This window comes from Brevibacterium siliguriense (assembly GCF_900105315.1).
Taxonomy (GTDB): domain Bacteria; phylum Actinomycetota; class Actinomycetes; order Actinomycetales; family Brevibacteriaceae; genus Brevibacterium; species Brevibacterium siliguriense.
The window spans coordinates 1,379,219-1,400,270 of the sequence record NZ_LT629766.1 but is presented as its reverse complement, the minus strand read 5'-3'; the positions used below and the strand labels follow the sequence as shown (position 1 = coordinate 1,400,270).

The 21,052-nt window shown below is 62.1% G+C and carries 20 protein-coding genes and 3 pseudogenes; 9 read left to right on the top strand and 14 right to left on the bottom strand.

What is annotated here, in order from left to right:
- Nucleotides 1–344: 344 nt before the first annotated feature.
- From BLU88_RS06115 to BLU88_RS06100, 4 genes and pseudogenes are all read right to left on the bottom strand, one after another.
- Nucleotides 345–797, bottom strand: a pseudogene (locus tag BLU88_RS06115) (aminotransferase class V-fold PLP-dependent enzyme); the annotation flags it as partial.
- A 285-nt stretch (nt 798–1,082) separates the two neighbouring features.
- Nucleotides 1,083–1,994 (bottom strand): dioxygenase family protein, encoded by a 912-nt coding sequence (locus BLU88_RS06110; RefSeq protein ID WP_092011294.1) that lies wholly within the window; start codon nt 1,992–1,994, stop codon nt 1,083–1,085.
- A gap of 51 nt (nt 1,995–2,045) precedes the next feature.
- Nucleotides 2,046–3,115 (bottom strand): annotated as a pseudogene (locus BLU88_RS19175) (maleylacetate reductase).
- Entirely contained in the window at nt 3,112–4,959 is a 1,848-nt protein-coding gene (locus tag BLU88_RS06100; RefSeq protein ID WP_092011291.1) for an FAD-dependent oxidoreductase, read from the bottom strand. The pseudogene BLU88_RS19175 and the gene BLU88_RS06100 overlap by 4 nt, the downstream one beginning before the upstream one ends.
- Before the next feature lie 155 nt (nt 4,960–5,114).
- On the opposite strand from BLU88_RS06100, the gene BLU88_RS06095 reads away from it, so the two are divergent.
- Complete coding sequence (locus tag BLU88_RS06095; protein WP_167356873.1) at nt 5,115–6,116, top strand: AraC family transcriptional regulator; 1,002 nt, start codon at nt 5,115–5,117, stop codon at nt 6,114–6,116.
- 25 nt (nt 6,117–6,141) lie between these two features.
- Here BLU88_RS06095 and fdhD read toward each other — a convergent pair whose 3' ends face one another.
- Complete coding sequence (gene fdhD, locus BLU88_RS06090) at nt 6,142–7,023, bottom strand: formate dehydrogenase accessory sulfurtransferase FdhD (RefSeq protein WP_092011285.1); 882 nt, start codon at nt 7,021–7,023, stop codon at nt 6,142–6,144.
- Nucleotides 7,024–7,037: 14 nt separating this feature from the next.
- Nucleotides 7,038–7,571: a MogA/MoaB family molybdenum cofactor biosynthesis protein gene (locus BLU88_RS06085; RefSeq protein ID WP_092011282.1), complete on the bottom strand. Its 534-nt coding sequence runs from the start codon at nt 7,569–7,571 to the stop codon at nt 7,038–7,040.
- Nucleotides 7,572–7,870: 299 nt separating this feature from the next.
- On the opposite strand from BLU88_RS06085, the gene BLU88_RS06080 reads away from it, so the two are divergent.
- Nucleotides 7,871–8,350, top strand: a complete 480-nt coding sequence (locus tag BLU88_RS06080; RefSeq protein WP_092011278.1) for a DoxX family protein — start codon at nt 7,871–7,873, stop codon at nt 8,348–8,350.
- A gap of 144 nt (nt 8,351–8,494) precedes the next feature.
- Here BLU88_RS06080 and BLU88_RS19000 read toward each other — a convergent pair whose 3' ends face one another.
- From BLU88_RS19000 to BLU88_RS06070, 3 genes and pseudogenes are all read right to left on the bottom strand, one after another.
- Complete coding sequence (locus BLU88_RS19000) at nt 8,495–8,881, bottom strand: DoxX family membrane protein (RefSeq protein ID WP_331712461.1); 387 nt, start codon at nt 8,879–8,881, stop codon at nt 8,495–8,497.
- Nucleotides 8,863–9,120: pseudogene (locus BLU88_RS19125) on the bottom strand (aromatic-ring hydroxylase C-terminal domain-containing protein); the annotation flags it as partial. The gene BLU88_RS19000 and the pseudogene BLU88_RS19125, both read right to left, overlap by 19 nt.
- Nucleotides 9,121–9,225: 105 nt before the next feature.
- Nucleotides 9,226–10,134: an MBL fold metallo-hydrolase gene (locus tag BLU88_RS06070; RefSeq protein ID WP_269457687.1), complete on the bottom strand. Its 909-nt coding sequence runs from the start codon at nt 10,132–10,134 to the stop codon at nt 9,226–9,228.
- 65 nt (nt 10,135–10,199) lie between these two features.
- On the opposite strand from BLU88_RS06070, the gene BLU88_RS18565 reads away from it, so the two are divergent.
- On the top strand, nt 10,200–10,376 hold the full coding sequence (locus BLU88_RS18565; protein ID WP_231939633.1) for a hypothetical protein: 177 nt from the start codon (nt 10,200–10,202) through the stop codon (nt 10,374–10,376).
- 84 nt (nt 10,377–10,460) lie between these two features.
- Here the strand turns inward: BLU88_RS18565 and BLU88_RS06065 are convergent, their stop codons facing one another.
- The 3 genes from BLU88_RS06065 to BLU88_RS06055 form a co-directional block, all read right to left on the bottom strand.
- Entirely contained in the window at nt 10,461–12,260 is a 1,800-nt protein-coding gene (locus BLU88_RS06065) for an FAD-dependent oxidoreductase (RefSeq protein ID WP_092011272.1), read from the bottom strand.
- A gap of 51 nt (nt 12,261–12,311) precedes the next feature.
- Nucleotides 12,312–13,181, bottom strand: coding sequence for a fumarylacetoacetate hydrolase family protein (locus BLU88_RS06060; RefSeq protein WP_092011269.1), 870 nt, complete (start codon nt 13,179–13,181; stop codon nt 12,312–12,314).
- 70 nt (nt 13,182–13,251) lie between these two features.
- The gene (locus BLU88_RS06055) at nt 13,252–13,863 is read right to left on the bottom strand and encodes a VOC family protein (protein ID WP_197678197.1); all 612 of its coding nucleotides are present in this window, start codon (nt 13,861–13,863) and stop codon (nt 13,252–13,254) included.
- 206 nt (nt 13,864–14,069) lie between these two features.
- On the opposite strand from BLU88_RS06055, the gene BLU88_RS06050 reads away from it, so the two are divergent.
- From BLU88_RS06050 to BLU88_RS06035, 4 genes are read left to right on the top strand one after another with little or no spacing between them, the layout of a single operon-like run.
- Nucleotides 14,070–14,765 (top strand): FadR/GntR family transcriptional regulator, encoded by a 696-nt coding sequence (locus tag BLU88_RS06050; protein ID WP_231939632.1) that lies wholly within the window; start codon nt 14,070–14,072, stop codon nt 14,763–14,765.
- Nucleotides 14,766–14,778: 13 nt separating this feature from the next.
- A complete protein-coding gene (locus BLU88_RS06045) occupies nt 14,779–15,225 on the top strand; it encodes a MarR family winged helix-turn-helix transcriptional regulator (protein ID WP_092011266.1) in 447 nt (148 codons plus the stop codon).
- A gap of 59 nt (nt 15,226–15,284) precedes the next feature.
- On the top strand, nt 15,285–16,532 hold the full coding sequence (locus BLU88_RS06040; protein ID WP_231939631.1) for an LLM class flavin-dependent oxidoreductase: 1,248 nt from the start codon (nt 15,285–15,287) through the stop codon (nt 16,530–16,532).
- Complete coding sequence (locus tag BLU88_RS06035) at nt 16,529–17,095, top strand: NADPH-dependent FMN reductase (protein WP_092011260.1); 567 nt, start codon at nt 16,529–16,531, stop codon at nt 17,093–17,095. Before BLU88_RS06040 ends, BLU88_RS06035 begins: the two co-directional genes overlap by 4 nt.
- Nucleotides 17,096–17,222: 127 nt before the next feature.
- On the opposite strand, the gene BLU88_RS06030 is transcribed toward BLU88_RS06035, so the two are convergent.
- Entirely contained in the window at nt 17,223–17,849 is a 627-nt protein-coding gene (locus BLU88_RS06030) for a TetR/AcrR family transcriptional regulator (RefSeq protein ID WP_092011257.1), read from the bottom strand.
- A gap of 79 nt (nt 17,850–17,928) precedes the next feature.
- Here BLU88_RS06030 and BLU88_RS06025 point away from each other — a divergent pair, with 79 nt between their 5' ends.
- Complete coding sequence (locus BLU88_RS06025) at nt 17,929–18,462, top strand: hypothetical protein (RefSeq protein WP_092011250.1); 534 nt, start codon at nt 17,929–17,931, stop codon at nt 18,460–18,462.
- A 472-nt stretch (nt 18,463–18,934) separates the two neighbouring features.
- Entirely contained in the window at nt 18,935–20,143 is a 1,209-nt protein-coding gene (locus tag BLU88_RS06020; RefSeq protein WP_092011247.1) for a calcium:proton antiporter, read from the top strand.
- 94 nt (nt 20,144–20,237) lie between these two features.
- Here the strand turns inward: BLU88_RS06020 and BLU88_RS06015 are convergent, their stop codons facing one another.
- Complete coding sequence (locus BLU88_RS06015; protein WP_231939630.1) at nt 20,238–20,972, bottom strand: FadR/GntR family transcriptional regulator; 735 nt, start codon at nt 20,970–20,972, stop codon at nt 20,238–20,240.
- Nucleotides 20,973–21,052 lie beyond the last annotated feature (80 nt).

The window sequence follows — 21,052 nt, the reverse complement described above, 5'->3', positions numbered from 1 at the left end:
TGCGCAGGGTCTATCAGTCGCGCCCATTCCAGCCGCACCGGACAGGCACCGACAGCAAGGTTAACCTGCGAGTTCGGGCTTGGTAGGCCACATGAAGAAATTGTTGAATGTTTCAGTATTTTCATAAAAGCGGTATTACCGCGACCGGCTGGGCTGGACGACTGTTCGCCGTCGGCAAACGACCGGTCGATCGTTATGGCTGTGTTACCGACTTCCTCGGGGCTCAGCGCCGAGACAGGTCGGGCTCGATGATGCGACCTCGGAGGCCATTGCGGGGATCCTCGATCACGCCGCCGAGGCGACCCGCAGAGCGACCAGCAGCCAGGGGCAGCTAACAGCTCCTGTCAGGAAGTCACGGTGTCCGTCACTGCGTTGAGCGCCGGAGCCGTACCGACCCACGAATTCCAAGCCGGTGAGATGTCGAAGGCGCGTGCACCCTCGGCCAAGCGCATCGGCATTCCGTAACTGGCCGCTCCCCCGGCTGCGAACCAGCCCGCCGCCAGAGGCTTGAGCCGGTCGAAGAACGAGGCGCGGTCCGGACGGTCATTGTCTGCTGAGGCTGCCAACTGCCACGGCATAGTGAGGAACGCCGTCCCGCGTGGGGCGCACAGCCATTTGTAGGCGGCAACGGCGAGGAAGTCGACCTCGGCGGCGTTGAGCGGCAGCCATCCGACCGCCTGCGTGCCATCGAGGACGGTGAGTGCTCCGACCTCCCGCGCACGGCGGGTGATCGCCGGGATATCGGCGACTTCCCCGGTGGCCGACTGTGCGGCGGAGAAGGACACGAGCGTCGTGGACTCGTCGACCGCGTCCCATCGGCTCGATCAGCCGCCGTACTCTGTCCGGAGATCGATGAGCCCATCGGAACGACCGATGCGCACTGTTCCGCGTGTTCCGAAGAAGGACGCGTCGCCCCTGGCAACAGGAGCAGAAGGACGATGTCCGCAGATCCACGAACCCTATTTTGTTGTGGTCTTTCGGCATAGGAATCCGTTGCCACTGAGCCGGCGGCCATCATAGGGTCCCGCACAGCACACACACCAGCAGGACAAGACCCTATGACCGGTTCTCCTCGGACCGACTTATACGCCTTCCGGCGCGAGGACGATATCGAACCGAGTACGCGACCAGGCTTCACCGCCCAAGTCGCGACCGTCGGGAGTCGGAGTTCCCGCAGGCTGCTGTTCGAACTTCTTGATCAGCGAATCCTTGACGCCGAACACCGAGTCGGATGTCAGCAGCTCATCGCCTTCGACGAAGATGTGAGTGACGAGAGTACGTTTGTTCGGCGCGGTGACCATGAAGTGCAGATGACTTGCCCGCATCGGCGATCGCCCGGTCGCCGCCAGCATATTACCGACAGGACCATCATCGGGAATCGGGTAAGGAGTCGGGGTGAGCCCCCAGAATCTGAACGCCCCGGCTTCGTCGGCGAACAGATGCGCTCGACCGTAAACCCGACCGTCATCATGTTGGACGTCATAGAGACCATCCTCATCGGCTTCCCACACTTCGAGGCGGGCGCCAGGAATCGGATTGCCTTCAGTGTCACGGACGACTCCTTCGACCCAGCAGGGCTGACCGATACCACCGCCGGCAATGTCTCCCCCATTGTCGATCAGGGGTGCATCATCGACGAAGAACGGACCGAACACGGTGGCTTCGGTCGCGTCCTTATAGGGGAGGTTACTGACATTGATGGTCTGCATCGAGGCACCGAGGACGTCAGAGAGAAGAATGAATTCTTGTCTTCGGTCGTCGGTGATGTGACCCACCTGGGTCAGAAACTCGATCGCGGAGTTCCACTCGGTTTCGGTCAGACGAACATCGGTGATGAAATCGTGAAGGTGCTTGACCAAGGATGTCAGCAGCTCCTTGAGCCGTTCGTCGGTACAGCCGTCGAAAGAGGCGATGACCTTTCGCACGAGGGCCTCTTCCACTTCTGATGGGCTGGGGGTACTGGTCTTCGTAGTCTTACCTGTAGTTTCGCTCACGGTTTTCGTTCCTTCCTTATCGTCCCCGAACTTGGGGCAGCGTGCGGGATGTCAGCTCATCTCCATCGGATCGAGACCCTCGAGGGCAGCACGCAGCAACATGGTGAGGTTGTCTTCGGTGGGAGTCAGGGGGTTGTTTTTCGGAATCGCACTCAATGAGAGTTCGACTGCCTGGGGGATGTCGTTCTCGCTGAATCCGAGGGTTGACAGTGACTGCGGAGCGACCGTGGCAGCGCGCAATCGCTGCAGACCAGCGAGCGCGCTGTCGGCTTCGAACGCTTCGGCCATGCGTTTCTCTGCTTCCGGCGCCGATCCGGCGTTGAAGGCAAGCACGTAGGGCAAGATCGTTGCATGGGTCTGAGCGTGTGGCAGGTTGAAGGTCCCCCGAGCACATGCGCGATTTTGTGATGAATGCCCGAACCGGCCGAGGCGAACGCGACGGCAGCCAAGTAGGCGCCGAACAGCGTCAGTTCCAAGCCACCCAGGTCGTCGGAATCCTCTCGCAAGGCGGGCAGGCCACGATTCAATGTACGGATTCCCTCGAGCGCCATCGCCTGATTGATCGGATCCGTATTCGGGGCCCACATCGAATCAATACAATGGGCGAGCGCATTCAGACCGGAGGCCACTCCGAGGTCGGCAGGGAGATCCAGGACAAGCTCAGCGTCATAGACAACTGACGTCGGCAGAACCGCGTCGTCGACTCCCGTGCGTTTGCGAGCGTTTTCGGTTCTGCCCCATACGTTCGTCGCCTCGGACCCAGAGAAGGTCGTCGGCACCGCCACAATCGGGATACGGTTCTCCAAAGCTATGACTTTCGCCAGGCCCGTCGCCGATCCTCCCCCGACGCTGACGACAAGGTCGGCGTCGATCTCACGTGCTGTGGCAATGGCTCGTTCGGCGACATCGGATGGGACGTGCATGACAACTTCTCGGTGCCAAAGTGCGACCGGAAAGTGCGATTCAAAGTCACGAACCTTGTCTTCTGCAGACCCGGAGACGATAACCATGACGGCACTCGCTCCGAGCCTCTCGACCTCCGCGGCGACAGCGCCAGCCGCACGGCCAGGAGCAAAGATGACTGTTTGGCCAAGAGTTCTATGTGTGAAATCGAGTGTCATATGGATACTCCAGTCTTCCGTGTTGAACGCTCTCCTGCGACAAGTTCACTCCGCTCCAGCCCCAGAACCGACGTGAGCGCGGCCATGAGCTGTTCGACGGGATCATGTGGAAGGGTATTGATCCTCCACGCAACATGTTTATCAGGACGGACGAGGATCGCTCCGTCCTCTTCGGTCCCTCTTACGCGGGTCCAGTCGAAATACAGATCAGTGATTTCACGGTCTGGACCGATGACCACAGGCTCTACATCGACTCCGAGACGTCCTGCAACTGTATGTGCCGCGTCTTCCCACTGCACCCCAGTGGTCCCTGTCAACAACGTGAATCTCGTGTAGGGAACAAGGTCATGAGTCGAATACTTTTCGAGCCAGTTGCCGACCCAGGCATGCGGCAACCGCACGCCCGGATCCGTACAGGCTTCATAGTAGAGTTCCGGATCGCGGGGATTCTGTGTCGGTTCATTCCCGTCAGAGACAACACACGTTGAGCTGTAGCGCTGACCGAGCTCGACACCGTGAGCGTTGAACTCATAGTTCTTGAGGTCCATCGCTTCTTTGACCCTCGCACGTATGGCCGCACCTTCCGGCGTAGCGTCCTTGCGGGCCGCGATCGCAGCATTCATCTCCTCAGCTGACTGGCCCTCTTCGAGTCCAAGTGCGTCGAAGAGGGCACCGAATTCGCGGCCGGACTGGTTCGCACGAGTCACGATCTGTTTGGCCACAGGTGCACGTTCTTCTGAATAGGTCTCGAGCAGAGAATCATCGGCGTGCCCGTTCAACACCGCCGCCAGCTTCCACGCGAGATTGTACGAGTCCTGAATCGAAGTGTTCGAGCCCAGCCCGTTCGACGGTGGATGTTTGTGAACAGCGTCACCGGCACAGAAGACACGACCACTTTGCAGCTTTGTCGCATATTGCTCGTTGTTGCCCCACAACGAGATTCCGGTGATCTCAGCTGCAAAGTCAGGAACGCCGATGAGATTGCGAACAATTTGAAGGGCGTCCGCCTCCGTGACTTCGGGAGGCCCCTCGTTGATATCGAAACCCCATACGATGAGCCATTCATCCCAGGGCCTGACCATGCGGACGAGTCCAGCTCCGATTCCACCGATGTTCGATCCAGGTTGGACGACCCAATACAGGACTGAAGGTCGATGTCCTACGAGTTTCGTCATGTCGGCTTTGAACGTGATGTTCATCGATCCTGCGATATCCATTTGACCTTCGAGAGGAAGGTCTATGTCTGCAGCGACCTTCGAACGAGCCCCGTCAGCTCCGATGAGATACTTCGCGCGGATCGTGTACTCGTGACCGGTCAATCGGTTGAGCACTCTGACATCGACGCCGGACTCATCCTGGGTGTGCGAGAGGTACTCCGTAGAGAACTGGGTCTGTGTTCCGCGATTTGTCGCATTCTTGACGAGAATTGGTTCGAGATATGTCTGTGGGATATCGCAATTGAGCGACGGAGATGCCAGGCGATAGTCCGCGTGTCGGGCCGGATGATTGCCCCAGGTGAGGATCCTCCCGATCTCGTCACCGGCGATCGAAGTGCAGAATACGGTGTCCCCAATCATTTCGTGCGGGGTCGCTTCCGCAAGCACTTCCTCTTCGATGCCGACGTCTCGGAAGATTTCCATTGTCCGCTGGTTGGTAATGTGAGCTCTCGGCGTATTCGCTGTCCACCGATATTTGGTGATCATGATGTTGTCGACACCGAGAGTGGAAAGGAACAGAGCCGCAGAGGCACCGGCCGGCCCCGATCCGACAATGAGAACGTCAGTCTCAACTACCTTGTCTTTTGGGGTCTGAGTCTCCGCAACTCCGTCGTTGAATATGACCATAATGAGGCCTCCTCGCCTTGTGCAGTCAGTCGTGCAATAGTTGAAATCGTGGCAGATTGAGTGAGTCCGATCACCTGCATAGAAGAAATGCGGCGGAAATCAACAAAAATGACAACTCGAACTCCGCCGCCCGGAATAGGGCTACGATGGTGGCCATGTCCACCGTCAACGACGTGCGTGAGCAGTCGGAGATCTGCCTCAGACAACTTTCGGGACCGGTACAGACCTGGTTCTCGACTGAATCTGTGCCGCCGGCTCGTCGCGTCGCCGAGTGGGAGGCCCATCATGCTGAGTCGCTCGTCGGTCTGCGGACTGGCCTGAGTCCAGCTGCCGATCTCAGAGCAGAGGCGGCAACATTGCGTCTGCCGCGGTTGCGAATTGCGAAGGTTGTCGGAAGTCCGCACACGGTGCGCCGGCAGGCTGCAGACATAGCCGCGCATCCAGTCACAGGCGCCATCGCCTATATTCCACTTGAGGGCGCAAATGCGTTCAACCACCGCGCGGGACGGTTCGTTGTCGGTCCCGGCAGAGTACTGATCTGTGACGGCGACGCTGAGTTCGCCCGAGATCTGTCAGAAGGAGTCAATGAGCTTGTTCTCCATGTGCCGAGAACGGTTCTGCGAGAAATGACAGGGTCGAGTTCGGTGGGGAGGCCCACACTGATCAACCTTCAGCATGATCTGACACTGCATACTGCGAATCGAGAACTTGCAAAGCTGGCCGATGGTGCACTGCTCAGAGGGCTATGGCGCGGCGAGCGCCTTGAAACCAGACTGCTCGAACTGCTTGGCACACTGTTCGCCCGCTCAGCTATCGAACGAACACCGGTTGAGGATGCTCTGTCGACCATCGCTGAGTACCACCAGGACCCGGAGTTCAACGGATCCGCGCTAGCTCGCCGAATTGGCATCTCCGAACGTCAGCTCTCTCGGCTCTTTGCCGAAGTCGGATTGAGCGTTCCGCGCGCAGTCCTCGCAGCACGGCTTGATACAGCGCACAAGAAACTCACTGACGCTTCATCATCCAAGGTGAGCATGGCAGAAATCGCCGCACACAGCGGGTTTCGCTCGCAAGCTCAGTTCTCACGGAGTTACCATGCTCGTTTCGGCGTCACTCCGCTTCGTCATCGAAAACAGTTGCTCGTCTCGTCGAGTTAGCTTTCGCGCTCAGTGACCGACGAATTCAGGCCACGCGCTCGGGGTATGAGTATGCATTGAACCTGCCCTTGCGGTTGAAACCGATGACGCTCACGCCTACGTCTTTGCCGTATTCGACAGCCATCGCGGAGGGGGCGCTGACCGCGGACATCATCGGGATGCCTGCCATCGCGCACTTCTGGACGAGCTCGAACGATGCCCGCGCGGACACTTGCAGTACGGTCGACCGCAGTGGCAGGCCCCGGTTGGCCATGGCCCAGCCGATGACTTTGTCGACAGCATTGTGCCGGCCGACGTCCTCGCGACCGACGAGCAGTTCAGGCTCAGCGTTCGGATCGTCACCGACGGCGAAGAGTGCGGCGGCATGAACTCCCCCGGTCTTGTCGAAGATCTCCTGGGTTTCCCGCAGACGGTCGGGCAACTCACCGATCCGAGCTGCGGACAGCAGCTGTGGAAACTCGTACTCCTCCTGGTCCTCGACCTGGAAGGCAGCAGGGATGAGCGGAAACGCCGAGGTTTTCGTCACCGCATCGGCAGCCGCGGTTCCGCAGATCCCGCACGATGACGAGGTGTAGACGTTGCGGGCCGGCGCCGTCTCTGGATTCCAGACCCCCGGAGCCAGACGCACTTGGGCGACGTTGTAGTTCCGGCTGCCGTCGGGGGCGAGTCCGGCGGAGAAGTTGACCTCTTCGATATCGTCCATCGAGGTCACGACCGCCTCGGAGAGCAGATATCCGGCGATGAGTTCGACGTCGTGTCCGGCGGTGCGCATGGTCACGGTGTACTGCTCACCGTTGAGTTGGATCTCCAGCGGCTCCTCCCCTGCCAGGGAATCCGGGCCCGCCGAGACCTCACCGGTGGCGTCGAACTTATAGACCCGGGCCCGCACCGCCTTGCGCATCTGCATCTTCCGCTCCTATCTCAGACCCGAGGTCCGTGGTCGGTGCTGTCCTCGACAGAGGTCTGAATGTGCTCGAGGAGGTCATCGATGACGGTGATCCCGTCCTTGACCCCACCCTTCGAACCGGGGAAGTTGATGACGAAGCTGCGTCCGCGCACTCCCGCGACTCCGCGGCTCATCACCGCCGAGGATGTTGTCTCGAGACCTTTGCGCCACATCGCATAGATGAGGCCTGGGGATTGGCGCTCTAAGAGGTCGGCAGTGAACTCCGGGGTGCGATCATCAGGGGCGAGGCCGGTGCCGCCACTGGTGACGATGATGCGTGGGCGATCTGCTTCCCGAGTGTCGACAAGGAGTTCGCGCAGGGCCCGGCCAACGGGTTCGCCGTCGCGGACGACGATAGCCTCGGGAGTCTCATAGCCGCGGCCGCGCAGCCAATCGATGAGGATCGGACCCGTCGTGTCCGCAGCCTCTCCTCTGGCCGCCGAGGTGGAGGCGATGATGACGGCCGCTCTGCGTCCCGCTCCGAGGAGTCCGTTGTTCTCTTCGCTCACCTATATGCCCTCTTCCCATTTGGTTTCAATCGCACCCGTAAGCAGCACATCTGGTACGTGCGCCTGCTCGCGCGCCCTGCACTCACCCACGCGGCACGGTCTTGGCCACCATTGTCCCACTCCGGTCGGGGATGACCAGAGACGGCACGACACCGGGCCGCGGGAAGAGAAGGCAATTCAACGGACGATTCGTCGAGGGCTGCTCTCGCTGCTGTGCCGCGTTGGCGGTTGTTGTCAGCGTCTTGTCACCTTCAACACATACGATGTGATTGCAATTTCAACCAATCTTGGAGATCACAGTGTACGCAACGACTGGACTGCCGACCTTCGCCCGCGACATCATCACCCTCATCGCCCGGATCGGCCTCGGTGCGATCTTCATCGCCCACGGGTGGCAGAAGTTCAATGACTGGACCATCGCCGGAACCAGCGATTCGTTTGCGCAGATGGGCGTGCCGATGGCCGATATCGCTGCCCCGGTCGCAACCTTCATTGAACTCATCGGCGGAGCACTGCTCATCATCGGCGCGCTCACTCCCATGGTCGGGCTCCTGCTGGCGGCCAATGTCATCGGCGCACTGATCATTGTCCACCTCACCCCGACCCCTTTCGTCGACCAGGGAGGCTGGGAGCTCGTCGCGGCCCTCGCCGCAGGCGCTCTGCTGATTGCCGGCACAGGTCCTGGCCACCTGAGCGTCGACCGTCTCCTCTTCGCCGGCAAAGCAGGCAAGGGAGGAAAGCACTCGAGCGCATCCCGCGCTGCAGCCGCGGACGCCTGAGCCTGCGGCTGAATTCTTCGCCTGGGCCAAACTGTGCCCGCCAGAGGAGTCGAGCGATGAGTTCACCGACCTGTGGCACTTCTCTGGTCGTCCGCGGAGACGGGCGCGCGGCGCACCGGGCGCACGTGGCCGCGCAGGCTCGCACTATGCGCCGTCGACCAGTTCGGCTTCGGCTGCGGCGGCGTAGACGAGCGGCAGCTCGCGGCCTCCCCTCGCCACCCAAAGACCGTTCTTCGAGTTCACAGAGGCGGCCATTCCGAGTGCGCCCGTCACCATCGAGGCACCCAGTAGTGTACTCAGACCGAGCAGAAGCATGCCCGACCCAGCAGATTCGAATCCGCCAGCAAGGTTGACCATCTTCCCACCGGGCCCAAGGCCCCATTTCTCGAATGCCGGAGCAGTGCCCGTCCAAGCCCCAATCTCCTGAGACCTTCGAGGGCCTTCTGCGAACCATGGTCGAGCACGAGTCCGCCAATGGCTCCGCACCGAAGGAGCCGTCCTGAATTCGTGGAGGTTCTCCAAGCGACGCATCCATCGGAACGGACGAGCACTGCTCCGCTGTCATCGACCTCCCGAGTTCGAGCCCATGCGCCGTACGAGTCATCGATCGCCTCGCCGCGCCCGATCATGCGCGAGCGAATGTCGATCCCCAGTTCAACACCGAGCTGACGAGCGGCTTGCTCCCAGTCCTCACTTCCGACTCCTGAGAGCAAGGCGAATCTGCCTTCCCCAACGAGACCGAGCGTGGAGGCCTTGCGGCCGTCCCGCACCACCCCGATACCTCTGCCGGCCTCTTCGGTTCTGCTGAATCTGAGGGGTGATGCTGGGAATTCTGGTGTCACGCGCCTCGGTCTGGCGTCGGACGACCTGAAGCGCTATCTGCCGACCGCGATGCGCATGAGGTCCTCGCCGACGGTGACCTTGCCGTCATAGCCGTGCGCGGCCTCTTTCGTCCACACTGCTGGGTCGATGACACCGCCGCCGGTCTCCTCGATGTGGGAGAGCACAAGCGAGGGGACATCGGCGGCTTGCGCGATGGGTCCTACCTCGTCGACGAAGACGTGGGACTTCCCGTGGTGGTCGATGATGTCGTCCGTGAGACCGGCATCCGGCGGGATGCGCAAGGCTTCGTGGACGAGGATGTCTGAGCCCTTGGCCAGCGTGATGAGATTGTCGTTCTTGCGTGTGTCACCCGAGAACGTCACCGAACCGTGATCAGTGTCGAATCGGAAAGCGAATGAGGGGAACACCGGCCCATGCGGTACGAGGGTGGCGGAGACCTTGACGCGGTCGTCTTCCATCACAGTGAACGGCTTCATCGCCGGGGCCGTGTTCTCCCAGGTCGCGGTCGAGTCTCTGGGCAAGGCGATCTCGTGGACATCGGGAATGTCACGCGGGTCTCGGAACCCAGCATCGCGGATGAAGATGTTGCTCGAATAGGCGAACGCCTGGTGCAGATGGTCGGTGAGCGCTTTGATCCCCGGGGTCGGTTCGCCTCCTCCGACCGTCGGCAGCTTCCGGCCACGTGCCGTCGGCAGTCCCTGCGCCGAACCGGGACCCCAGACGGGAATTCCCGAGGGAGTGACGTCCCCGTTCTTCTCTCCGGTGGTACCGGCCATTATGAAGTAGTTGTAGTAGTCGGCGAGGTGGTCGGCGTGCAGGTGTGTGAGGAAGATCCCCGCCAGGTCACCGTACTTCAACCCTGAGCGTTTGTGCTGGCTGACTGAGCTCTGCCCACAGTCGACGAGATAGGTCTTGCCCTCGACGACCAGCGCAGAAGAGATCCCCCTCTCGGTCCTTCGCCGGCGGAGGACCAGCTTTCGTACCGAGCAGCACGAGATCGAACTTCGTGGCCCGTTGGCTGGGATTCGCCTTCGCCGAGGCGGTGCTCGGCCCGGCGTTCGCTCCTGAGTACCCGCAGGCCGAGAGAAGGCCGGCACCCGCGACGGCCGCACCGCTGAGCAGCGTCGAGCGCAGAACCGAACGTCTGGGCGGAGCCGTCACCTCCGAAACGGTTGCCGGGTGAGTCGTCGTCGAAGTTGTCTCGAAGCTGGTCTCATGAGCGCCATTGCACATAGAGTTCGGTGGTCCTTTCTATTGGTGGTCAGTCTCAGACTGCTGCGGTCGGCTTCCGCCCCAGCCCGACATTCAAAGCTTCCACGAGCGCTGCGGCCGGGTCGGCGGGACGCTCATGGCAGTTCCAGACGATGACGCGGTCAGGCCGCACGAGCAGCGCTCCGGAATCGGCAGTGTCGATGAGTGAGACCCATCGGTGGAGGACATCATTGAATTCCCCGCCCATGGACACCTGCGCCACGCGGATCTCACGGCCGGTGACCCGGCTGCCCTCGGCCGCGGCCTCGGCCCATCCGGCATCGTCGTGGCCGGTCAGCAGCGTCCACTCGCCGTCGCCGACGAGGTCGAGTGTCGACAACCTGTGTCGCTCGTGGTCGACCCAGGCGTGCGGCAGCAGTGAACCGGCCTGTGTGCTCGGGACATAGTCGAGATCGGGGTCGCCGGAACGGATGCCCGCCTCGGCGCCGGGGTCCGAACCGACCCCACCTGTATCAGCACCGGCACCGACGATGCCGTCCGATGCGTACTTCTGGCCGAGCTCGATGCCGAGTGCATTGAACTGGAAGTGCTGCAGTTCGACGGCCTCGATGAGCTCTTGGCGGCGCTTCGGATCGGCATTGAGCGCGTTGAGGCTGGCCCAGCCGTCCTCGGCGCTCTGCCCGGGTTCGAATCCCAGCGCACGAGAGATCGGACCCATGTCTTCGACGCTCTTCATCGCCCGGTCGACGACCCGTCTGCCGACGGGCTGGCGTTCCTGGCTATATGTGTCGAGCAGAGCGTCGTCGGCCTCTCCGCGGAGAACTGCGGAGAGTTTCCATCCGAGGTTGAACGCGTCCTGGACCGAGGTGTTCGTGCCGAGCCCGTTGGCGGGCGGATGGCGGTGCGCGGCATCACCAGCGAGGAAGGCGCGGCCACGGCGATAGTCGTCGGCGACGACATGGTTGATCTGCCATTTCGACACCTGCTTGATAGTGATGTCGACGTCGGGATCGCCGATCGTCAACCTTGCCCGCTCGATCAGCGCCTCGGTGCTGATATCGGGTTCGCCCTCGTTGGGGTCGTACATGCACAGCAGCACCCATTCGGTGTACGGCTTCACGCAGATCCATGTGCCCGAGCCCACCCAGTAGTCGTTGCCCGGCTGAGCCATCCAATAGAGAGTCCCAGGCCGGTAGTCGCAGTATTGCGTCAGGTCGGCCTCGAGCCAGATGTTCAGTGCCGCTCCGAGTCCGGACTCTCCGGTGAAGGTGAAGCCGAACTCCTCGGCCACGGTCGACCGGCCGCCGTCGGCTCCGACGATGTAGCGGGCGATGATGGTTGACTCCTCGCCGGAGTCACGGTCGCGGACGGTCGCATGCACCCCGTCACTGCGTTCCACCGCGGAAATGAGCTCCGTGGAGAAGCGGATATCGGCGCCATTGTCCTGGGCGCCCTGGAGAATGACCGGTTCGAGGATGTGCTGCGGGATATTGCACATCCGACTGGGGCTGGCGAGTTCGTAGTCGCCGGAGCGTTCGCAGCCGGTGCCCCAGGTCTCGAGGCGCGCAATCTCCTGGCCGGCGAAACTCGTGGCCCACACATTGTTGCGCATGTACTCATTGGGAGTGGCCACCTCGGTGACGGCTTCTTCGAGTCCGAGGTCGCGGAAGACCTCCATCGTCCGCTGGTTCGTTATGTGGGCACGCGGGGAATTCGCCGTGCCCGAATAGCGGGTGATGGTGATTGCGTCGACCTCGTCACGGGCGAGGATTGTCGAGAGGGTGAGTCCGGCCGGGCCAGCTCCGACGACGAGGACGTCGGTGCGGATGGGGGTGTCGGGTGCAGGGTAAGTCATTCCTCGTTCTCCTTCGGACGAGAATGTGGATGATGGGGGCGGATCCGAGCTTCAGCTCGCTGTGAACGTCTGGCGGAGTTCGCCGAGGTGGCCGATGCGTGAGCGCAGCACTTCGCCGTCCTGGATCCAGCGCTGGGGATCCCGGCCGAGTCCGACACCGTCAGGGGTGCCGGTGAGGATGAGATCACCCGGATAGAGGGTGATGACCTCGGCGAGTCCGGCGATGAGGGCACCGACCGGGAAGATGAGGGACTTCGTCGTCGAGGACTGCATGGTCTCGCCGTCGATGTCGCAGCTGATCTCCAGATCGTTCGGGTCGCCGACGTCAGCACCGGTGGTCAGCCAGGGGCCGACGGGAAGGAAACCGGGGAAGGACTTGCCGAGCGAAAACTGCGGGGCGGGGCCGCGCAGCTGCACCACACGTTCGGAGATGTCCTGGGTGATCGTGATGCCCGCGATGGCTGCCATCGCCTCATCTTCGCTCACATTGTGGATCTCGGAGCCGATGACGACGCCGAGTTCGACTTCCCAGTCCGTGCGCCCGCCCGGAGGCAGGGTCACCGTGGTGTGAGGCCCGCTCACACTGGAGACGAACTTCGTAAAGATCGGGGGCAGTTCATCGGGGCGTTCGAACCCGGACTCGGCCGCATGCTCAGCATAGTTGAGGCCCGCCGCGAGGATCTGGCGCGGGCACGGCGTGGGGCTTCCGAGGTCGGTCGAGGCGATGGCAGTGAGGTCACCGCCGTCGACGTCGAAGCTCTCGGCCCAGCCGGCGAAGGCCGACCAGTCGTCATAGAGGAGGGCGACCTCGGGGCCGAAGCGACCTTCGGAGGCCTTCTCGACGTCGATGCCCTTGGCATCGTCGAGAGTACTGTCCGACGAGATGAGTGTGGCTCGACCGTTGACATTGGCTAGACGCATGAGTACTTCGCTTTCCGCACAGCAGAGTGTGCACAGAATCGGCGGCAGGGCCGCCTCGGTGAGGATCGGGTCAGTAGGCCTCGGGCAGATACACCTCGGGGGTGACCTCCGGACGGTATTTGCCGGCGCGAGCATTCTCGTGCATCTGTTCTGGGGTGAGTCCGGCGGCGTGATCACGAGAGAAGTACTCGGGATCGAAGAACTCTCCGATCTGGTCGGCGGCGAACTCCGCGGAGAAGTACATCCATTCCTTCGACTTCTCCCACGCACCGAACGTGTCGTACTGGATCTCGACTCCGTTGCCCTCAGGGTCCTGGTAGTACATCGACACGGTCATGCCGTGATCGAGGCACATGAAGGGGACGATGCCGAGATCGCGCAGGCGCTCGTAGTTGTGGATCCACTGCTCGAAGCTCGCGTATTCGAAGGCTGTGTGGTGCAGGCCGATCGTGTGGCCCTTGTCCTCAGGTTCCTTGAGACCGGGCAGGGCGAGGAGGGCGATGCGATGGTTGGCCTCGTCATTGGTCAGCCAGGCAGCGCCCTCGGCCCAATGGACTGGGGTCAGGCCTGCGACCTTCTCATACCAGTCGACCATCTCATCGAGCTTGCGTGTGGTGAACGTGGTGTGGTGGAACAGCGGAACATTGATCGGACGCTTGCTCTCACGGTTCTTCGGGGCCAATGTAGTCTCCTTTGACGATCGGTGTCGGCATCGGCCTTGAGCCGAAGCTATAATTAAGAATAATTGATCATGCTCAATTACGAGTTCTAGAATGCATTGTCCTGCACGGGCGTGTCAAGGGGTCGGGTAATCTCATTATGATGACGACAACCAGCACCGAAGCGGCTCGTGATCACTTCGACGAACAGTGAGAGGATGGTGAGACGATGACAGACGGAGCTCACCCCTCGATGCACTCGTCCTCGCGTATCGACGTGGCGGTCAACGTCCTCTCAGAACGCGCGGCGAACCTCGAACCAGGGCAGCGCCTCGGCACGAAGGGCGACCTCCAAGCCGAGTGCGGCGTCTCAAAAGGGACTTTCAACGAAGCACTTCGACTCCTCCAACATCGCGGGGTCATCACACTGCGGCCAGGGCCGGGCGGTGGGCTCTTCGCAGCCGCACCGACGCCGATGGCGCGCCTGGGCAACTCGCTGCTTGCTCTCGACCAGGCGACAACCTCGGTCGACGATGCCATGAGAGTACGCGACGGACTCGAGCCGCTGCTCGTCGCCGACGCGGTCGAGCATGGAGGCCTGGCAGACGTCAAGGACCTGTGGTCGATGATCGCATCCATGAGGTCAGCCGTCGATGACAACGACGCCAAAAGGTTCCTCGAGTCGAACTGGTCGCTGCACAGGCGAATCGCCGAGATCACGCCGAATCAGATCCTGCGGTCGATCTACCTCAACCTCATGGCGATCATCGATGAGCACACGGTCAACGTGCTGCCGAGCGCGGAAAAGCCGCTCGACGAATACATCTGCGAGCGCCTCCAACTGCATGTCGACATCGTCGCGGCAATCGAGGAAAGGGATTCGGGCCGGGCAGCCGAACTCATGCAACTCCATTCGGGGACCTGAAGAGGGAGCCACGATGGAGGACCTCAATCTGAGCACGCTCATCTGGCTGCGCATGGCCCGCTTCGTCCAGAACAGCAACCGGCTCTCCAATGAGCACCTGCGCCAGTTCGGACTCACTGTCGCCCAATTCGAGGCCCTCGCCCATATCCGCAACTACGCACCCATCACACAGTCCGAACTCGCCGAGGGCCTGACCGTCAGCAGCGGAGGCATCTCCCGCATGCTCGCCCGGCTCGAGGCCGAGGGGCTGATCTCCCGCGAACAGGACTGGAAGACCAAACACATCTCGCTGACCGACATGGGCCGTGAACTTCTCGAACGTGCGTATCCCTCGCAGCTTCAACAGCAGTCATCGCTGTTCGACGATTCCTTGAGTGAGGACGAGAAGATTCAGCTGCACGCTCTCATGAAGAAGATCTACGACACCAGCCGGAAGCGCGGCGGGAGCAGTCGGGAATAACCGCGCCGACTTCTCAGTTGACATGGCAAATGACATTTTCGCCGTCACGAGGAGACACTTTGAGCGAGTCCGCGCGGGTGGACACCACCCCGTCACAGTCCCCCGACGCATCCGACACCCCACCCTCCGCAACACCGAGCTCGGGGCGGTCACAGCAGCCGAATTTCATGCACGAGTTCGGCTTCGACCGTGGTCAGGGCCTGCAGTTCGGCATCTACAGCCTCGGCGACCATCTGCCCGACCCACACGACGGCTCACGCGTCGACGCCGGTCAGCGCATCCACGAATTCATCGGGTACGCCCAGGCGGCGGAGGCAGCCGGGCTCGACTTCTTCAGCCTCGGCGAGAGTCATCAGGAATTCTTCGCCTCGCAGGCCCACGCCGTCGTCCTCGGCGCCATCGCTCAGGCCACCGATAAGATCCGCATCGGCAGCTCTTCGACGATCCTGTCGACCTCGGATCCGGTCAGGGTGTTCGAGAACTTCGCGACCATCGATCTGATCTCGAGCGGTCGCGCCGAACTCGTCGCCGGCCGCGCTTCCCGGGTCGGCCTGTTCGAACTCCTCGGCTACGACCTGCGCGACTACGAAGAGCTGTACGAGGAGAAGCTCGATCTGCTGCTCACAATCAATCGCGAGAAGCAGGTGACGTGGTCGGGTCAGTTCCGGGCTCCACTCAACCAAGCCGAGGTCCTCCCTCGCCCCACCGGGCGGGCGCTGCGCATCTGGCGCGCCGTCGGCGGAGCACCGGCGAGCGCGGTGAAGGCCGGACTGGCGGGAGTACCCATGGTCATGGCCCACCTCGGCGGGACCACCTCGGTGTTCAAAGGAACCGTCGACGCCTATCGTCGCGCGGCTGCTCATGCCGGATTCGACCCAGCTACCCTGCCGATCGCCACGGCCGGTTTCTTCCACGCTGCAGAGACCTCGCAGGAGGCGCTGGCTGGCATCTATCCGCATATCAACGAGGGGATGAAGCGCACGAACGGGCAGGGCATGCCCAAGCAGCATTTCGCGCAGAGCGTCCACCCGGCGAGCATCGCGAACATCGGCAGCCCGCAGCAGATCGTCGAGAAGATCCTTCACCAGCATGAGGTCTTCGGCCATCAGCGCTACCTCGCCCAGGTCGACTTCGGCGGAATGGCCTATGCCGACGTGATGAAGCAGATCGAGATCATCGGCACTGAGGTCCTGCCGACCGTGAAGAAGTACACCGCTGCAGCTCCCGAAGAGTCTGCCTCCGAATCCACCGGTTCTGCATTCGACTCCGATCCCGCTTCCGATTCCGCCGAGGAGACCCTGTCATGAAGATGGTCCTGCTGTCCGGTTCGAATGTCGGAACGAAGACCCGGACCGTGATCGATCACCTCGCTAAGACGGTCGCCGCCTATGACTCCAGCATCGAGCTCCACGTCATCGATCTCGCCGAGGCGGACATGATCTTCGCCGACGGCCGGAACTACACCGAGTACACCGGCGACACCGGCCGGGTGGCCAGGGAACTCATGGACGCCGATGCGATCATCATCGGCACCCCGATCTTCCAGGCCTCGATCCCGGCGGCACTGAAGAACGTCTTCGACCTGCTGCCGGTCAGCGCATTCCTCGACAAGGTCGTCGGCGTCATCGCCACCGCCGGTTCGTCGAAGCACTACCTCATTGCGGCCCAGCACCTGCTGCCGATACTGAGCTACATGAAGGCGCAGGTCGTCCAGCCGTATGTGTTCGTCGAGGAGAGCGACCTTCATCGCGGCGAGATCGTCAGTCACGACGTCCTGCAGCGACTCGACCGCCTCGTCGAAGACACGATCGTACTCACCCGCACCCTGGCCTCGATCCGGGAGGAGCGCGACGCCGCCTACGGGTTCTGAGAAACGCTCCTCCGCGCAGACGAGTCAAGTGGGTTCAGATTGCCGAATTCTCACGGCCGATATCGGCAATCTGGACCCACTTACTGCATCGTCAGATGCCTCCGAAAGACAATTGAGGCGTCGAAGCTCAGGCCCGCAGACCGTCGAGGTGCGCGGCGAGCAGGTCTCGCGCACGCTCAGGAGTGAGAACTCCCGGGTGAAGCGCCGAGCGCAGGGTCAACCCGTCGATGAGAGCAGCGAGCGTTTCGGCCTCGGATTGAACGTCGAGGCCGGCGCGCAGGACTCCGCGGCCAATCATGCTCTCGACGACTCGAGCCATGAGAACACGGGTGCCGCGCACGGCAGTCTCGAAGACATCAGCAAGTTCCGGTGTCGTTCGCGCTTCTTCCTCGAAGGCCAGCCACACCACTGATTCTCGGTGCCGGGTCTCATCCAGCGGCAGCAGCTCGGAGAGGAAGTCGACCGTCAGCTCTTTGGCTTCACCGTGATCGATGCTCCCGGCGTCGAGTCTGGGAAGCATGTCGGCCAGTCGCGCCTCGAGTCGCTCTCCGACTCGCTCGACGAGGGTTTCGAGCGCGAAACGGACGATCCCGTCGGCGCCGGAGAAGTAGTGGCGGATCGAGCCGATGGCCAAGCCGGTCTCGTCAGCGATCGTACGCAACGAGACCTTTCCCAACCCCTGCCTGAGGACGATGGCGAAGAGTCCATCGGCAATGAGCTCACGGCGCTGAACAGGATCGACGAATTTCGGCATAGATCTTTTATAGCATATCCCTGCTAGATCGTGTTATCGTTTTAGCACACACCTGCCACAACGTCGAAGGAGACCCACCATGCCACCCCTTCTCCTCGCCCTCGGAGCCATAGTCGTCATCGTCGTCGTCATCGTTCGGCGTTTCCTCGGAGAGCCCGTCGACGCCAAAGATCTCGCAGTTCCACCGCTGATCCTGCTGGGACTGGCCGCCAAGGAACTATGGGGGTTCCATCACTGGACACCGGCGAACATCACCTTCCTGACCGCCTCGGTGGTGGTCGGGGTCAGCTTCGGAATGCTGCGCGGAGCTTCCACTGTCCTCTTCGAACGAGGCGGCACTCTCCACCAGAAGTACACCGTGAAGACGATGATCATCTGGGCTTTCAGCCTGCTGGCCGGCTTGGGCCTGCACTTCGGTGCTCAGCTCATCGGCGCCGAGGAAGCCGTTCGCCCCATGACACTGAGCATCGGATTGAGCCTGCTCGGCGAGGCGATCACCTGCGGTGGGAGAGGCCTGCAATCGGGCATCCCATTCAGCAATCGCGACGCAATGCACAACAGCTCGGATACGTCAGCGCTGGCTGACCTCGTCGACCGCGCGCGACGGAGGTGAAGCTCAGTTTGAGCCACAACGGCCTTCGCCGCCCGCCTTCACCCGCACCTTGGCCTCGAGCCGGGAGGAGCGCGACGCCGCCTACGGGTTCTGAGGAACGCTCCTCCGCGCAGACTGGCACTGTCGCCCGGGCCGTGAGTCGCACCCCATTCACCCCTTTTGGAGCACTCTGCAGTCGATGCGGCATCACGATCCAGCGAATTGGTACACCTCTCTCTGAAGTGCTCACTGGGGAAAGTGGGCATTCCAGAAGAACATGTACCACAACAGGCTGGGTGGTCGGCTTCGCCTGCGCTCCGGCGAGCGCCTCCAGTCAACGTCGGGTCACACGAACCCATCCGGTGCCCCAGACCACCGGATTTGCCGAGTCAGGCACCCCTGGATAACCTGAAAGCGGAAGGAACCGACCGGGACGACCCGGTTGCGTGAGATTCACGATGAGGACGGCCTCAGAGACAGAGGAAGACCTTTCATGACCGCCGCCCTCCGCACCATCATCACGCCGACCGCAATCCTGCGACTCGTCCTCGGCTGGGGCGTATTCATCGCCCTGCAATTCATGGGCTCCCTGCTCGCACCTCCGGTGCCGATGCTGCTCCTTGTCACCGCGCTCGTCGTCATCATCGCGGTCATTCTCATCTGTGCCTTCGGAGTCGTCACCGAGGCCGAACACTTAGCGTCCCGCCTCGGCGATCCCTACGGCTCACTCGTGCTGACGATCTCGATCTGCCTCATCGAGGTCATCCTCATCGCCGCGGTCCTGCTGGGCCCCGGCGATCACGCGACGATCGCCCGCGATTCGGTGATGGCGGTGTCGATGATCATCCTGGGCGCTGTCATCGGCCTCTGTCTGCTGATCAGCGGACTGCGCCACGGCGCACTCACCCACAATCGCACGGGCGTCTCGAACTACCTGGTCATGATCGTCGTCTTCGCCGCCCTCGCCTTCGCCGTGCCCGCCCTCATCGGCACCCCTGACGGCGCCTATGAGACCTGGCAGGAGATCCCGATCATCGTGATCACCGTCGGCGCCTATGTCTTCTTCCTCTACCGCCAGATGGGTCCGCAGGCTCATGAATTCACCGAGGTGGCCCTCGCCGGCACAGCGCCGGCGGGCGCCTCATCGACAACCGGAACGACGCGCTCCTCCCCCGCCGAGGCGGCAGACCGGGCCGAGTCCGAATCCGAGTCCGAACCGCAGGGGATCGTCGAGATCCTCTCGACCCACCGCACGGAGATCGTCGCCCGACTGGCTCTCCTCGTCGCCACGGTACTGCCGATCGTCCTGCTCTCCCACGACATGGCCACGCTACTCGACGACGGATTGAGCCGCCTCGGTGCTCCGGTGGCATTGTCCGGGGTGGTCATTGCGATGATCGTGTTCCTGCCCGAGACGCTCACCTCGATCAGAGCGGCGTGGAACGGTGAAATCCAGCGCGTGAGCAACCTCTGCCATGGGGCACAGGTGTCGACGGTGGGGCTGACGATTCCGACGGTGCTGGTCATCGGGATGCTCACCGATCAGCAGATCGTGCTCGCCGAGTCGCCGATCAATCTGGCTCTGCTCGCGATCACGCTGCTGGTCTCGACCATAGCGTTCGCGGGCCGACGCGTCACGGCTGTTCACGGAGTCGCACTCCTCATCGTCTTCGCGGTGTTCGGGCTCGCGCTGTTCGCCTGAGCGCCAAGGTCAACCCCCGTCCATGATTGCACCCGCCGGCTGGTCGGGCAGCAGAACCGGGGCGCCTTGAGCGCATAGATGCAAAGCGCAGACCTCACGAAGCCTGCTGCGGCAGCGCCTTGAAATGTTCGTCGATTGCGGCCATTGCCGCCTCTTGCCGTCCGGACACGACCGCCTCGTAGATGTCTTCGTGCTTACCGATGAGAGCCTCCTTCGATACGCGAGCTACTGAACGATCGCTTCGGTCTTTCATACCCTGCACCAAGACGCCAGCCAGAGCATCAGCAAAGAAGATCAGCGCTGGATTGCCTGCGGCGCGCAACAGTGATTGATGAAACGCCCGATCTGCTTCCAGGATCTCCATAGAATCGTCGGTCGAAGCCATCGAATTGAGCGCGCTTCGCATATAGGCAATCAGTACCGGATCAGCGGCCTCTGTAGCCTCGGCAGCCGCCTGTCTTTCGAGCGCTATACGGACAGACTCCAAGCTCGACAGCGGAAGGTGAGACGAGCTGATCGCAAGGTTCAACGCGAATGCGAGGCTGTCCGGCTTCAGGCTTTCGACATACGTACCCGAACCTTTCCGACGCGCCAATGCGCCCAACCCCTCCAGAACACCGATCCTGTCCCGGATTGCGTTGCGGCTGACCTGCAGTTTCTCCGCGAGTAGACGCTCAGAGGGCAACCGAGCGCCAGGCTCGAGGTCATGGATGATAGTTGCCAGCCGACTGGAAACGGGGTCATCTGCAAAGATCTGCGTCATCGAATTGTGCGAATCGCTCGCCTCCGGGCCCAGCTCGCCCAGTGCGGCACGCGTCGAATCGTCCATCCCGGTCATCGTACACACCACCGCTTTCCGCGCCATCAGAGATTCTTTCATTAAGTGATTGACATCACGATACACCCAAT